The organism is Pseudohoeflea suaedae (assembly GCF_004354915.1).
GTDB classification, from domain to species: Bacteria; Pseudomonadota; Alphaproteobacteria; order Rhizobiales; family Rhizobiaceae; genus Pseudohoeflea; species Pseudohoeflea suaedae.
In genome coordinates this window covers 1,921,560-1,936,073 of record NZ_SMSI01000001.1, presented here as the reverse complement: position 1 = coordinate 1,936,073, position 14,514 = coordinate 1,921,560, and the positions used below count along the sequence as shown (strand labels likewise).

Sequence of the window (14,514 nt, the reverse complement as noted above, 5' to 3'; positions counted from 1 at the left end):
ACAAATCTCCTACTGCGGTGCAGCGTAACGGCTCAGTCAGGGGAACAATCCGAAGATTCGGGGACAGATCATGCACAGCTACGATCTGGTGGTCGTGGGCAGCGGGCCCGCGGGACGCCGCGCAGCGATTCAGGCAGCCAAACTCAACAAGAAGGTCCTGGTCATCGAGAAGGGAACGCGTGTCGGGGGCGTGTCCGTTCACACCGGCACGATTCCCTCCAAAACGCTGCGCGAAACCGCGCTCAACCTGACGGGCTGGCGCGAGCGCGGCTTTTACGGCCGGGCCTACCGCGTGAAACAGGAGATCAGCGCCGCCGATCTTCGCCGTCGCCTCCTGATCACGCTCGACCATGAGGTCGACGTGCTCGAACACCAGTTCTCGCGCAACCGCGTGCACCAGATGCGCGGTACGGCGCGGTTCGTCGACGCCCACACGCTCGAAGTCACCAAGGATGACGGTGAAGTCGTCCGGATCGACAGCCGGTCGATCCTGCTCGCCGTCGGCACCAAGCCCTTCCGTCCCGCCCATATTCCCTTTGACGGCAAGTCGATCGTCGACAGCGACGAGATCCTCGAGATCGAGGGCCTGCCGCGCTCGATGATCGTCATCGGCGCAGGCGTCATCGGCATCGAATATGCCACCATCTTCTCCGCGCTCGACACCGCGGTCACGGTCGTGGAATCGCGCGACACCATGCTCGACTTCATCGACAAGGAGATCGTGGACGACTTCGCCTATCAGCTGCGCGACCGCAACATGAAGCTGATATTCGGCCAGGCGATCGAGAGCGTGGTCAAGGACGGCGACCGCTGCCACGTCACGCTCCAGAACGGCCGGCGGCTGTCTGCCGAGATGGTGCTGTTCGCGGCCGGTCGCGTCGGCGCCACCGAAATGCTGGATCTCAAGAATTGCGGACTGGAAGCCGACAAGCGCGGACGCCTCGCGGTCGATCCCCTCACTTTCCAGACTTCGGTTCCCAACATCTATGCCGCGGGCGATGTGGTGGGCTTCCCCTCGCTCGCATCCACCTCGATGGAACAGGGACGAATCGCGTCGCGCCATGCGGTCGGCGTTCCGGCGATCGAGCCGCCGAAATTCTTCCCCTATGGCATTTATGCCGTGCCGGAAATCTCCACCTGCGGCTTCACCGAGGAAGAGGTGATCGAGCGCAAGATCCCCTACGAATGCGGGATTGCCCATTTTCGCGAGACCTCGCGCGGTCACATCATGGGCCTCGACACCGGTCTTCTGAAACTGATCTTCTCGCTCAAGACGCGCCGGCTTCTGGGCGCTCACATCGTCGGCGAGGGTGCGACCGAGCTCGTCCATATCGGCCAGGCGGTGCTCAATCTGAAGGGCACGGTCGACTATTTCGTCGAAAACACCTTCAACTACCCGACGCTCGCGGAAGCCTACAAGATCGCCGGCCTCGATGCCTGGAACCGGATGGGCGAAGCGCCGGGCCACGCGACAGGCGAAGACCCGGAATAGGCCGGGCATGACGATCCGCCCCGGCTTCCCGGGACGGATTCGTCCGAAACACCTGTCCGGCAGGCCCCGCCGGCCTCATCCCAGTCCTGCAATCCCGTCGAGCCGGGCGACCTGGTCGTCGCTCAGGGAAAACGTCGCGGCCGCCACGTTTTCCCTCAGATGCGCGCGCTTCGAAGTGCCGGGGATCACAAGGATGTTGGGGCTGCGCTGAAGAAGCCAGGCGAGCGCCACGGATTGCGCCGACTTGCCCATTTCGGCGGCCACGGCGCTCAGCGCTTCGGCCTGGAGCGGGGCAAAGCCGCCCAGCGGGAAGTAAGGCACATAGGCGATCCCCTCTTCGGCCAGCAAGTCGATCATCGCATCGTCACCGCGATTGGCGAGATTGTAGAGGTTCTGCACGCAGACGATAGGCGCGATGTCCCTCGCCGTCTCCACCTGTGCCATGTCGACGGTACTGATCCCGATGTGACCGATCAGACCTTCGTCCTGCATCCTGCGCATGGCCCGCATGGGGGGAACGATATCCACACCGGGACCTTCGAGGCGCAAATTGACGATCGACATCTTATCGAGACGGAGGTTTTCGAGATTGTCCTCTACGGACTTGCGGAGAAAATCCGGCGAGCAGTCGAGGATCCAGTCGCCCTTCTCATTACGCCATGCGCCGATCTTCGTGACCAGCGTCAGCTTTGCCGGATAGGGAGACAGGGTCTCGCGGATCAGACGGTTGGTGACGCGGGGACCGTAGAAATCGCTGGTGTCGATATGGTCTATTCCGAGAGTGATCGCTTCGCGCAGCGTTGCGCGGGCTTCCTCGGGATCCTGCGGCTCGCCGAAGACGTGCGGACCGGCGAGCTGCATCGCGCCGTAGCCCATGCGGTTGACGCTTATTCCGGTGCTGGGAAAGGTGAAGCGGCCTGCTGCCGCGGCGGTGATTTGCCGTGTCATGTCGAACTCCTTGCTTTCCCCATATGGCTGATCGGTCTTTCATTGATAATCAGGGTCATTCCGAATAGTTTGTCCGGCATGGCGAACAATCCATTCCAGCCCTCACTCGATGACCTATCCGTCTTTCTGGCGGTGGCGACGAGCGGCGGATTCCGCACCGCCGCCAGGCATCTTGGCCGCTCCCCCTCCACCGTCAGCGACGCGATCTCGCGCCTCGAAGGCAAGCTCGAGGTTCCGCTCTTCGCCCGTACGACGCGAAGCGTCCGGCTGACGGAGGCAGGCCAGGCGCTCGCCGCCCGCCTCGACCCGCTGATCGCCGAAGCACGCGCCGCACTCGACGAGGCCGCCAGTTCGCGGTCGCGGGTGCGCGGACGGCTGAAGCTGAATGCGCCGGGCGCGGTGATGGTCGATATCCTGCCGCCGCTGGTGGCGAGCTTTGTCGAAAGACATCCGGACGTGCAGGTCGAGATCGTCGTCGATGACCGCTTCGTCGACATTGTCGCGGCAGGCTGCGACGCGGGCATCCGCTATGGCGAGCATCTTGCCCAGGACATGATCGCCGTGCCGATCGGCCCGCGCCGGCAACATGCGGCACTTGCCGCCTCCCCGGACTATATCGAGCGCTTCGGCGCCCCCTCGCACCCGCAGGAACTGCTCGGGCATCACTGCATAGGCGGGCGATTCGCAAGTGGCGCACTCACCCGCTGGGAATTCGAGAAGAACGGTGAGACGCTGATCGTCGATCCTCCATCGCGGGTGATCGTCAGCCTCGCAGGCCCCCTCGCCCTCGTGGATCTGGCGCTCCAGGGCGCCGGGCTCGTCCAGACCTTCGGCAACTGGCTGGAACCCCATTTCGCCAGCGGCCAGCTCGTTCCGGTCATGAAAGACTGGTGGGACGAATTCGACGGCCCGAAGCTCTATTTCTCGAGCCGGCTGACGGCAACCCCGCTTCGCGCCTTCATCGACCACGTTGCCGCCAGCCGCTGAGAGTCACCATCAACCTCTTATCGAGATCATTTTCAGCGATCTGACGCTCGCTGAGGCTCCACAAGGCCAACTGGCTTGGCGCAGGAACCGAAACGGGGCTCGTGTCTACAGTTCAACGATCAGCGGACAGTGATCGGAGACTTCCGGCGACCGGATGACGTCGAAGGACTTCACCGCAGCGGCATCATCGACCAGCATGTAGTCGGCGAATTTTCCGGCCTTGGCGTAGGATGACGTTCGTGTGCCCTCAAAGCCACGCCCGGTCACCAGTTCCTCCATGCCGGCCTCTGCCAGCAGGCGCAGCGTCGCGCTGTCAGGTTCGACATTGAAGTCGCCGCACATAACGACGCGGTCACCGGGTACGGCGATCTGCCGGGTCAGCGCAAGGAAGCGCTTCGCCTGTTCCAGACGCTCCGGCGTATCGCCCTTGCCGCCAAGATCGCGCAGCCCCTGCATGTGCGAGACCACGACCGCGCGTTCGCCCACATGGTCGAACAAGCGAATCGCGTGCGCATTGCGTGATCTGGGATGTGCCCCGAAGCCGTCCGCTCCATACCCCTTGTGGACGAACCCCAGGGCCTGGCCGATAACCGCAGACGAACGGTGCACAAAAGTCGCGAGGCCCCAGCGCGACGGAACCGGTCGATCGCCGTCCCAGAGATCTCCCTGCGCCGCCGGACAAAAATACGCTTCATGATGCGGTAGCGCTCGTCGGATTTCAGTGAACAGGTTGGCCTGCTGGGGGAGCACATGGTCTTTGTCGCGATATTCCAGCCACGCGCGATCGGTCTCCGGGCTGTCGATGATCTCCTGAAGGCAAAGCACCTCGGGCGCCGAGTTCCCGAGATAGGACAGGAGCTGTGCATGCATTGTGCCGCCCCAGGCATTCAGTGACATGATCCGCATCTTCCCGCTCCTCTCGGCTCCATTCCAACCCATTCGTCCAAAAAGAAAAACCCCGCTGTCTCCAGCGGGGTTCTTTAGCTCGGCCTGGCGGCGCCGCTTATTCGGCAGCGTCGTCCTTCGCGGCAGCCTTTTTCTTCGGCGCGGCCTTCTTCTTGGCCGGCTTGTCGTCCTTGACGGCAGCCAGCTCGTCTTCTTCCTCGGCCATCAGCTCTTCCTTCGAGACCTTCTTGTCGGTCACGTCGAGAACGGTGAGCATGTGGTCGATGGTCTTTTCCTCGAAGATCGGAGCGCGCAGCGATGCGACGGCGCCCGGGGTCTTCTGGAAATATTCGTAGATCTGCTGTTCCTGGCCCGGGAACTGACGGACCTGGTTGTACAGGGCACGGTTGAGTTCGTCGTCGCTGACTTCGACGCCGGCCTGCTCACCGATCCGCGACAGCACGAGGCCCAGACGAACGCGGCGTTCCGCCAGCTTGCGGTAATCTTCGCGCGCGGCTTCCTCGGTCGTGCCTTCGTCCTCGAAGGTCTTGCCGTTGTCGGTGAGCTCCTGGTTGATCTGACGCCAGATGTTCTCGAACTCGGCATCGACCAGCTTGGAGGGGCTTTCGAACTGATGACCGGCATCGAGCGCATCGAGAATCTGACGCTTCAGCTTCTGACGGGTCATCTGGCCGTACTGGCTCTCGATCTGGCCGCGAACGATCTCGCGCAGCTTGTCGGCGCTTTCCACGCCGAGCTTCTTGGCCAGTTCGTCGTTGATCTCGAGTTCACCGGGGGCAGCCACTTCCTTGACGGTGATGTCGAAGGTGGCTTCCTTGCCGGCCAGGTGAGCGGCCTGGTACTCGGCCGGGAAAGTCACGGTGATGACCTTCTCGTCGCCGGCCTTGAGACCGACGAGCTGTTCCTCGAAGCCCGGAATGAAGCGGTTGGAACCGATGACGAGGTCGGCATCCTGATCGGCGCCGCCGTCGAAAGGCTCGCCGTCGAGCTTGCCGAGGTAATCGATGGTGACCTTGTCACCGTCCGCGGCCTTGCCCTTCTTGGTTTCGAAGCTGCGGGCGCTTTCGGCGACGCGGATGACCTGCTCTTCGATTTCGGCGTCCGGAACATCGACCACTTCGCGGGTGATCTTGATCTTCGAGATGTCGGAGACTTCGAAAGCCGGGATCACTTCGTAGGCCATGGTGAATTCGAAGTCGGCATTGCCGGCCAGAATCGCTTCGGCTTCCTTCTCGTCCTCGGTCATCGAGATTTCAGGCGTGGTTGCTGCCTTTTCGCCGCGCTCGGAGAGAATCTCGGTCGGCTTCTTCTGGATCGTCTCGTTGACCAGGTCGGCCATGATCGAGCGGCCATAGACCTTCTTGAGGTGGCTGACCGGTACCTTGCCCGGACGGAAGCCGTTGATACGGACCTTGTCCTTGGCGTCAGCCAGCTTCTCGTTCATCTGCGATTCCATGTCCTTGGCCGGAACCACGACTTTGAGCTCGCGCTTCAAGCCTTCGGACAGCGTTTCAGTCACCTGCATGTTCAAACCTTCATCTGTTCAGGGCCAGCATCCGCAAAACCTCCGTTTTGAGGACGCTGAACCGAAATTTCCGACACCGTCTGGTATCTTCGTCAGCCTGCCCGCGGGTTCTCCGCCGGCCCTGCTCCGGCCGGCCCCGTCGCAGTGCGCCGTTGGACCTCCGGGACTTCATCAATCTGGTGCGGGTAGAGAGACTTGAACTCCCACGCCTTACGGCACCAGAACCTAAATCTGGCGTGTCTACCAATTTCACCATACCCGCGCTCAGCGACGGCTTGGCCGCCGCCTCGGAACGCGGGCGTCTCTATATCACCCGAACCGCAGGGTTCAAAGGAAAAATGACGCAACCCGCTCTGTCCCCCAATATAAGGGGTTGCGCGACCTTGCCGCCCCGCTCGCGGGCCCTATTTCAACCGTCAGCAATGCCATTTCGCCACATCAAGATGTTTGCCATGCACCATCCGCATGTCTCATATGATAATATTGCACTGCACAAATCACCTAAAACGATCTAAATATCTTCTCAACGGAACGCGAGACGAAGCGTGAAGGCAAATGCGGCGCCAAGGCGAGACGAAGCTTACAAGCTCCTACCTCAGCTGGCGTAAATATCGCGAGACCTGCGAGAAGCTCCAGAAGCTCTCGGATAGGGAACTCAGCGAGCTCGGGATCACCCGAGGCGACATACCCTTCATCGCACGCCGCGCGGTCTGACAAAATTCGGAACGGCAAACTCCTCCTCCCATTGTCGTTTCGATGTGATTGACAACCACCTCCTCCTCCCAGGTTGTCAATTGTGCAAAATGGCGCCCACCGGATCCTCCTCCCCCGGTGGGCGTTGTTTTTTCAGCTCCCACCTTTTCATCCATCCGTCCATTGCGCAGCTGATCCATCGCGTCGTCCCGCGGGGACCGCAGGCATGCGAAAAGCAAGGCCCGATTAACCGGCCGTGCAAAACACGCATGTCTGATTTGAAGTTTTTTGCACTGCACAAACGCCCCTCGAATGCATAGATTGCGGTCAACCGATGAGGCGCGAAAAACGGCGCCACAAACTGCAAGAAAGGAAGACACCATGAACATCCGCAAGTCCTTCCGCGAATGGCGCATGTACCGCGAAACCGTTTCCGAACTGTCCCGCATGTCCGATCGTGAACTCTCCGATCTCGGCATCTCGCGCGGCGACATTCCGTTCGTTTCGCGTCGCGCTGCCCGCTAAGACGCACAGGCTCCGAAACCCGGAGCAGCAAGACTTTCGGTCTGATCCGATTCAAGGCGCCCTCCGGGGCGCCTTTTCTGTTTGCCGTGGGCTTGTCTTTTTATGGGAGGCCTGTCTTATTGCCGGAAGTCTGGCGCATCGTTTTCGCTCGGAGCAATGGCGAATTCGCTCCTGAAAAGTAAATGCTGCAGCCGTCGAATTTCTGCTCAATAAATAACCACGCCCAAGAATGCGCCTTCCGCCTGTGCGAGCCCCTCACGCCGCGCATGGCAGGTTCGCTTTCTTTGCGCTGCACAATTTCGATGCAAATGCCTATATGCGGGGCATACAGACATAGCCCCGGGGACCCGGGAAGAAACCGAGGACAAGACCATGAAATTCATCGAAAGCGCACGCAACTGGATGCGCAGCCGCCGCACCGTCAACGAACTCTCCAACCTGTCGAACGACGCTCTGGCCGATATCGGCCTGACGCGCCTCGACATTCCGACCGTCGCCCGTCGCCTGGCCCGCTAAGAGCTGCGACAGCACGGATCGTGTAAAACGGCGCCCTCGAGGCGCCGTTTTCTATTTCGGCACACTGTCTGCCTCCATTCGCCGCGCATCGTGATCGCCGCCCACTTTATCGCCCGCGCCAAAGCGTGCTAATCCCCGCCCATGACACACAAACAGATCGACCCCATCCATGTCGTCGGCGGCGGACTCGCCGGTTCCGAAGCCGCCTGGCAGATTTCCCGCCGCGGCATCCCGGTGATTCTGCATGAAATGCGCCCCGTCCGCCCCACGGAGGCGCACAAGACGGAAGGTCTGGCGGAACTCGTCTGCTCGAACTCCTTCCGCTCCGACGACGCGACCACCAATGCCGTCGGCGTCATCCATGCGGAAATGCGTCTTGCCGGTTCGTTGATCATGGCTTCGGCGGACAGCCACCAGGTTCCCGCCGGCGGCGCGCTTGCCGTCGACCGCGAAGGTTTCAGCCAGGCCGTCACCGCCGAACTGGAAGCCAACCCGCTGGTCGAGATCCGTCGCGAGGAGATCTCCGGCCTGCCGCCTGTGGAATGGGGCAGGACGATCATCGCCACCGGCCCGCTGACCGCGCCGGGCCTCGCCGAGGGCATATCGGCAGAGACCGGCGAAACGGCGCTCGCCTTCTTCGACGCGATCGCGCCCATCGTCCACACCGATTCCATCGACATGTCGGTATGCTGGTACCAGTCGCGCTACGACAAGGTCGGCCCCGGCGGCACCGGCAAGGACTACATCAACTGCCCGATGGACAAGGCCCAGTACGAGGCCTTTGTCGACGCCCTCATCGCCGGCGACAAGACCGAATTCCGCGAATGGGAAGGCACGCCCTATTTCGACGGCTGCCTGCCGATCGAAGTCATGGCCGAACGTGGCCGGGAGACCCTTCGTCACGGTCCGATGAAGCCGATGGGCCTGACCAATGCCCACAAGCCCGACGAAAAGCCCTATGCGGTCGTCCAGCTCCGGCAGGACAACGCGCTCGGCACGCTCTACAACATGGTCGGATTCCAGACGAAGCTGCGCTACGGCGCGCAGAGCGACATCTTCCGGATGATTCCGGGACTGGAAAATGCCGAATTCGCGCGTCTGGGCGGCCTGCACCGCAACACCTATCTCAATTCGCCGGTGCTGCTCGATCCGACGCTACGGCTGAAATCGCGCCCCGACATTCGCTTCGCCGGCCAGATCACCGGGTGCGAGGGCTATGTGGAAAGTGCCGCGATCGGGCTTCTGGCCGGTCGCTTCGCCGCGGCCGAAGTGCTGGGCGAGGACATGACGCCGCCGCCGGTCACCTCGGCCTTCGGCGCCCTGCTCAACCACATCACCGGCGGCCACCGCGTCAGCGACGACGAGCCGGGCAAACGCTCGTTCCAGCCGATGAACGTCAATTTCGGCCTCTTCCCCCCGCTCGATCCGGGTGCGATCGAAAAGCCGGAAGGCCGGCGCTTCCGCGGCAAGGAAAAGGCACTCGCCAAGAAGCAGGCCATGGCCCGACGGGCGCTGGCCGATTGCGCGGCATGGCTGGGAATAGAGCGCGCTGCCGACGCAGCGGAATAGCTACTCCCCCGGCGCCACGCCCGCCTGCCGGGCCTGAAGAGTATCCGCACCCGGCAATCCGGGCGAACCGGCGGTCTCGGGATGGCGGGCGACATAGTCCGCCTTCAGCGCTTCCGACCCCATGCGCGATCCGTCATGGCTCCATCCAGGCGGCGCAACGAGATAGCCGAGGCGCTGTTTCAGCGTCAGTCCCGGACGGCTCGCATCCTTGAACATGTCGACCCATTCGTGGAACGCCACCCGCAACGGATTGTAGGTGCCGATATTCTTCACGATGCCGTAGCGCGGCATGTCTTCGTCGAGTTCGGGCACGAAAGTGCCGAACATCCGGTCCCAGACGATCAGCGTCCCGGCATAGTTCGAATCGAGATAGCGCGGGTTGGTGGCGTGGTGCACCCGGTGGTGCGACGGGGTGTTGAAGATGAACTCGAAGGGACGCCACATCTTGCCGATCGCCTCGGTATGGATCCAGAACTGGTAGACGAGGTTGAGGCCGCCGACGAAGACGATCAGCAGCGGATGAAAGCCGACCAGCACGAGCGGAATGCGCAGGATGAACATGCCGGTGAAGGTCGATGTCCAGCTCTGCCTGAGCGCCGTCGAAAGATTGTAGTGCTGCGAGGAATGGTGGATGACGTGCTCGGCCCACACCCAGCGGGAGCGGTGCGCGATGCGGTGATAGATGTAATAGCGCAGGTCATCGAGGATGAAGCAGACCGCAATCGCCACCCATGAGGTGCCCCAGTCGGTGATGCGGAACTGCCAGGCCCAGAGCAGCACACCGTAGGCAATGAAGCCGAGCAGCAGCCCGGACACGACATTGCCGGTTCCCATCAGGAGCGAGGTCAGCGTATCGCGGGTCTCATAATCGCCGCGGTCCGGCACCAGCCGTATGATCGTAAGCTCGACCAGTATGGCGAGAATGAAAAACGGTATGGCCAGTTGGGTGACGTCCGGCAGTGAATTGACGTCGAATGTCATCGCATTTCCTCCGAATGCCGAGAAACATTGCTGCTACGTCCGTGGCGGCTCCTCCTCGTGCGCTGCCATTGCGAACGTACCGCACAGCCAGAGCGAGACTTCCGCCGCGTCCTGCTCCGATTCGAAATGATAGACCCCACCGGGAAATCCCGCCTCGCGGAAATCGATCTTCAGTGCCCGGGCGTCGTCCATCGGCCCGACGTGGATCGAGCCGGCCTCGATCAGACGGGCAACCGAGTGGTGGCCCATTTCCTGCAGAAAACCGGTCTTGCCGCCATGAAGCCGGTAGAAATGCGCACGGCCATCGGTCGTATTGACGACCGATCGGATCGCTTCGCCCGGATAGACGCGATTGAACTCGATCAGCGCGGTGCCGGTATCGGGGTCGTCACGCTTGACCCAGCGTCCGGTGACGTGAACCATGAAGATGATGAATATGATGCCGCCGATGACAAGCGCGGCCAGCACTTCCAGTGCCATGAACGCTTCCTTCTCCTCCGGTCACGTCCCGCGCGCGCCGCCTGGGCAGACTATGCCGCGAGGCGACCGCGTGTTGCAAGATCGATCGGATATGCGCTCAAAGCGTGTTGCGTCGCGCAAAGCGCCACATCTGCCACTGACGGGCGAGCAGCGAGGGCTGCACCGCGCGGCTGAGCGCGGCGGCGCCTGCCTTTCCGGCACGTCTGAAAACGAGATCTGCCGTCGCGACCGGCAGGAAGGCACCCCTGCCCTCTTGCGGCAGGCCCTCGAAGCTCTCCCGAGCCTTCGCCAGATGTTCACGCCCGAAAGCAACGAAGCCCGATATGGCGGCGCCAAGCGATTCGGTCCGGTCCTGCGCCAGGAAGCTTTCCCGCTCGAGCCCGGTCGCAGACAGCAGATCGCCGGGCAGAAAGACCTGGCCGCGCGATGTATGGACCGGCAGCAGCATCAGGTGGCCGGCGACAGATTGCGCCACCCCCGCATGGCCCGCGGCCTCCGCGTAGCTCTGTGAGCTGTCGGGATCGAGGATCATCGCCGTCATCTGGATCAGGACGGAAGCGGTGTGACCGGCATAGGCCTCATAGGCGCCGCGGTCGGGCATCGGGTCGTCGTACAGATCGAATTCCCGGGCTTCGAGCATGCCGAGAAATGGCTCGCGCGGCAGATTGCGCCGGTCGATCATCTCGATCAGCGCAGTCGCGGTCGGGTTGGCTGCCACTTCCTCGGATCGTTCGCCGCTGAGCGCGTCGCGCCACCATTGCAGGCGGATCTCGCCGGCGATTGCCTCGCGGATGCGATCGCGAATGGCCGCGATCTCCGCATTGAACAGATAGAGGGCCGCAACATCGGCCTGAACCGCCTCGGGCAGAAGCAGGCATGCGAGATAGCGGTCGCGATCGACGGACCGGAGTTCGTCACGCAGTCTGGCGAGGTCGGCCATCAGACCGCGATCAGCGCCGCAGCCACCGGCCGCGATTCCGCCAGCATCACGTTGAAGGTTCGGACGGCCGCACCGGTGCTCATCGGGTCCGACGAGATGTTCCTGCCGCGCAAAGCCGTTTTCAGCTCAGGATCGAGAAGGCGGATATCCATGCCGGTGCCCACAAGGAGGAACTCCACCTCGCCGGCCTCGGCCAAAACCTTCTGAAGCGTCTCGGTGTTGATCTCGGCCGGGTCGCTGACGTCCCAGCCGTAGATGCCGGAAGGAAGGCACAGAATCGAACCGCGATGCGACATGTCCGCGAAACGGAACCCGCCATTGCCATAGGCATCGATGGGGGCCCGTCCGGGGAAATGCGCCTCGCGTAATTCGATTCCACCGGCCATCAGGCTGTGCTCTTGGCCGGTGCGGTCTTGTCGTCGGCCGCGTCGTCGAAGGCATCAGGGCGGAGCTTGAAGAGGATCAGCACCGGTGCCGCGATGAAGATCGACGAGTAGGTGCCGACCGCCACGCCGAAGATCATGGCGAAGGTGAAGGAGCGAATGACCTCGCCACCGAATGCATAGAGCGCAACGAGGGCCAGCAGCGTCGTCAGCGACGTCAGGATCGTCCGCGTCAGCATCTGGTTGATCGACAGGTCGATCAGCTCGGGCAACGGCTTCTTCTTGTAGCGCCTGAGGTTTTCGCGGACACGGTCATAGACGACCACCGTATCGTTGAGCGAGTAACCGACGATCGTCAGCACGGCCGCGATACTGGAGAGATTGAACTCCACCCCCGATATCACGAATATGCCGATCGTCAGCACCACGTCGTGGAGCGTGGCGACAATCGCGCCGAGCGCGAACTGCCACTCGAAGCGGAACCAGATATAGACGAGGATCGCCATAAGGGCAGCGATCACCGCGATGGTACCGGCGCGCGCCAGTTCCCCCGACACCGTAGGCCCGACGACCTCGACGCGGCGGAAGTCATAGGCGTCTTCCAGCTCGCTGCGAATCGTGGTGATGACGGACTGCTCGGCATTGTCGCCGCCATCCTGCGCCTGGACGCGGATGAGAACCTCGCGCGGGCTGCCGAATTCCTGCACCTGCACGTCGCCGAGATTGAGCTCGGAGAGACGGGCGCGGATATCACCGATATCGGCCTGTTCCGCCTTCGACTGCAGCTCGATCATGGAGCCGCCCTTGAAGTCGATGCCGTAGTTCATGTTGACGGTCGCAAACAGCACCATGGAGGCGACGGAAAGAGCTGCCGACGTCATGAAGGTGAAGCGGCGAATGCCCATGAAACGGATGCGGGTATCGCCCTTCAGGCGATCCAGCAGGCCGCGCGGCAGCACCTTGGGACGACGACGGCGTACCCATTCGGCCACCAGCCAGCGGGTCAGCGTGAATGCGGTGAAGACCGTGGTCACGATACCGATGGCGAGCGTGATGGCAAAACCGCGGACCGGACCGCTGCCGAGATAGAACAGGATGACGGCCGCGATCAGGGTCGTGATGTTGGCATCGAGAATGGTTGCGAACGCACGGCTGAAACCGACATCGATCGACTGGATCAGCGAACGGCCGGCCTTGTGCTCTTCCCGGATGCGCTCGTAGATGAGCACGTTGGAATCCACCGCCATGCCGACGGTCAGCACGATACCGGCGATGCCAGGTAGCGTCAGGGTCGCCCCGAGCACCGTCAGGAGAGCGATGATCATGATGACGTTGGCGATCAGCGCGACATTGGCGACCAGACCGAGGAAACCATAGGCCACCAGCATGAAGCCGACCACGAAGATCGCGCCGATCACGCCGGCGATCTCGCCGGCTGCGATCGAATCCGCGCCGAGACCCGGACCGACGGTCCGTTCCTCGATCACCGTCAGCGTTGCCGGAAGCGCACCGGCGCGCAGCAGGATCGCGAGGTCGTTTGCCCCCTGAACCGAGAAACTGCCGGAAATCTGGCCGGTACCGCCGAGGATCGGCTCGCGGATCACCGGTGCCGAAATCACCTGATCGTCGAGCACGATGGCGAAAGGCAAGCCGACATTCTGCTGCGTGATCTGACCGAAGCGCTGGGCACCCTTGGTATCGAACTTGAAGGTGACGATCGGCTCATTGGTGCGCTGGTCGAAACCGGCCTGCGCATCGGTGAGGCTTTCGCCCGAAACTTCGACGGCCTTCCTGATGAGATAGGGAACGGGCGGATCGTCGGTCGAATAGAGAACTTCCGAACTGGCTGGCGGACGACCGTCCATCGCCTCCTGCACCGGCATCGACGTGTCGACCAGATGGAAGGTGAGCTTCGCTGTCTGGTTCAGAAGATCCTTGAGACGCTGCGGATCGTCGAGCCCCGGCACCTGCACGAGAATGCGGTTGTCGCCCTGGCGCTGGATGATCGGCTCGGTGGTGCCGAGTTCGTCGATACGGCGGCGGACCACCTCGATCGACTGGCTGACGGCGTTGGAGACGCGATAATCGACCCCCTCGTCGGTCAGCGTGAGCCGCAGAAGCTGCGGCTGCGGCTCTTCCAGCGTGACTTCACGCAGGGTACCGCCGGCAAACAGGCCGGAACTCACCGGATCGGTGAGATCGCTCAACGCTTCCTTGGCTTCCCCGGTGCGGCTCTCGTCGCGGATGCGGACCTGCACAACCTGTCCGGTGCCCGAAAGCCCGGTGTAACCGATGCCGGCGGCACGCAGGGTGCGGCGCACTTCATCGGCGGTGGATTCGAGCCGTTCCTTGACGATGTCCTGGCGGTCGACCTGCAACAGGATGTGGGAACCACCCTGGAGGTCGAGGCCGAGCGTCATCTGCTGCGACGGCATGAACTCGGGAAGATTGGCGGCTTCATCCTTGGTCAGCAGGTTCGGAAACGCAAAAAACGCGGCGAGTACGACCGCGAGCCAGATCAGGACGGTTTTCCAGCGGGAAAAGTAAAGCATTGGGCCTCTCGGCGTCA

The 14,514-nt window shown here is 62.5% G+C and carries 14 protein-coding genes and 1 tRNA gene; 6 read left to right on the top strand and 9 right to left on the bottom strand.

Annotated elements, in window-relative coordinates; all coding sequences use genetic code 11:
- Window positions 1-70 precede the first annotated feature (70 nt).
- Window positions 71-1,492, top strand: a complete 1,422-nt coding sequence (gene sthA / locus E2A64_RS09105) for a Si-specific NAD(P)(+) transhydrogenase (protein WP_133284039.1) — start codon at window positions 71-73, stop codon at window positions 1,490-1,492.
- 75 nt (window positions 1,493-1,567) lie between these two features.
- Here sthA and E2A64_RS09100 read toward each other — a convergent pair whose 3' ends face one another.
- Window positions 1,568-2,440: an oxidoreductase gene (locus tag E2A64_RS09100; protein WP_133284038.1), complete on the bottom strand. Its 873-nt coding sequence runs from the start codon at window positions 2,438-2,440 to the stop codon at window positions 1,568-1,570.
- Between the two features lie 78 nt (window positions 2,441-2,518).
- Here E2A64_RS09100 and E2A64_RS09095 point away from each other — a divergent pair, with 78 nt between their 5' ends.
- On the top strand, window positions 2,519-3,427 hold the full coding sequence (locus tag E2A64_RS09095; protein ID WP_133284037.1) for a LysR family transcriptional regulator: 909 nt from the start codon (window positions 2,519-2,521) through the stop codon (window positions 3,425-3,427).
- A 105-nt stretch (window positions 3,428-3,532) separates the two neighbouring features.
- On the opposite strand, the gene E2A64_RS09090 is transcribed toward E2A64_RS09095, so the two are convergent.
- From E2A64_RS09090 to E2A64_RS09080, 3 genes are all read right to left on the bottom strand, one after another.
- Window positions 3,533-4,333, bottom strand: coding sequence for an endonuclease/exonuclease/phosphatase family protein (locus E2A64_RS09090; RefSeq protein WP_133284036.1), 801 nt, complete (start codon window positions 4,331-4,333; stop codon window positions 3,533-3,535).
- A 97-nt stretch (window positions 4,334-4,430) separates the two neighbouring features.
- Window positions 4,431-5,858: a trigger factor gene (gene tig / locus E2A64_RS09085; protein ID WP_133284035.1), complete on the bottom strand. Its 1,428-nt coding sequence runs from the start codon at window positions 5,856-5,858 to the stop codon at window positions 4,431-4,433.
- Between the two features lie 177 nt (window positions 5,859-6,035).
- A tRNA-Leu gene (locus E2A64_RS09080) sits at window positions 6,036-6,120 on the bottom strand.
- 293 nt (window positions 6,121-6,413) lie between these two features.
- On the opposite strand from E2A64_RS09080, the gene E2A64_RS09075 reads away from it, so the two are divergent.
- The 4 genes from E2A64_RS09075 (at window position 6,414) to trmFO (ending at window position 9,161) form a co-directional block, all read left to right on the top strand.
- Window positions 6,414-6,572, top strand: coding sequence for a DUF1127 domain-containing protein (locus tag E2A64_RS09075; RefSeq protein WP_133284034.1), 159 nt, complete (start codon window positions 6,414-6,416; stop codon window positions 6,570-6,572).
- 360 nt (window positions 6,573-6,932) lie between these two features.
- A complete protein-coding gene (locus E2A64_RS09070; protein WP_133284033.1) occupies window positions 6,933-7,076 on the top strand; it encodes a DUF1127 domain-containing protein in 144 nt (47 codons plus the stop codon).
- A gap of 372 nt (window positions 7,077-7,448) precedes the next feature.
- On the top strand, window positions 7,449-7,592 hold the full coding sequence (locus E2A64_RS09065) for a DUF1127 domain-containing protein (protein ID WP_133284032.1): 144 nt from the start codon (window positions 7,449-7,451) through the stop codon (window positions 7,590-7,592).
- A 141-nt stretch (window positions 7,593-7,733) separates the two neighbouring features.
- On the top strand, window positions 7,734-9,161 hold the full coding sequence (trmFO, locus tag E2A64_RS09060) for a methylenetetrahydrofolate--tRNA-(uracil(54)-C(5))-methyltransferase (FADH(2)-oxidizing) TrmFO (RefSeq protein WP_133284031.1): 1,428 nt from the start codon (window positions 7,734-7,736) through the stop codon (window positions 9,159-9,161).
- Here trmFO and E2A64_RS09055 read toward each other — a convergent pair whose 3' ends face one another.
- The 5 genes from E2A64_RS09055 to secDF form a co-directional block, all read right to left on the bottom strand.
- Complete coding sequence (locus E2A64_RS09055) at window positions 9,162-10,142, bottom strand: sterol desaturase family protein (RefSeq protein ID WP_133284030.1); 981 nt, start codon at window positions 10,140-10,142, stop codon at window positions 9,162-9,164.
- Window positions 10,143-10,175: 33 nt separating this feature from the next.
- Window positions 10,176-10,622 (bottom strand): hypothetical protein, encoded by a 447-nt coding sequence (locus tag E2A64_RS09050; RefSeq protein WP_133284029.1) that lies wholly within the window; start codon window positions 10,620-10,622, stop codon window positions 10,176-10,178.
- 97 nt (window positions 10,623-10,719) lie between these two features.
- Window positions 10,720-11,562 carry a phytoene/squalene synthase family protein gene (locus tag E2A64_RS09045; RefSeq protein ID WP_133284028.1) on the bottom strand — a complete coding sequence of 281 codons (843 nt, stop codon included), beginning with the start codon at window positions 11,560-11,562 and terminating at the stop codon, window positions 10,720-10,722.
- Window positions 11,562-11,948, bottom strand: coding sequence for an Mth938-like domain-containing protein (locus E2A64_RS09040; RefSeq protein WP_133284027.1), 387 nt, complete (start codon window positions 11,946-11,948; stop codon window positions 11,562-11,564). The genes E2A64_RS09045 and E2A64_RS09040 overlap by 1 nt, the downstream gene beginning before the upstream one ends.
- Window positions 11,948-14,497, bottom strand: a complete 2,550-nt coding sequence (secDF, locus tag E2A64_RS09035) for a protein translocase subunit SecDF (RefSeq protein ID WP_133284026.1) — start codon at window positions 14,495-14,497, stop codon at window positions 11,948-11,950. The genes E2A64_RS09040 and secDF overlap by 1 nt, the downstream gene beginning before the upstream one ends.
- Window positions 14,498-14,514: the final 17 nt, after the last annotated feature.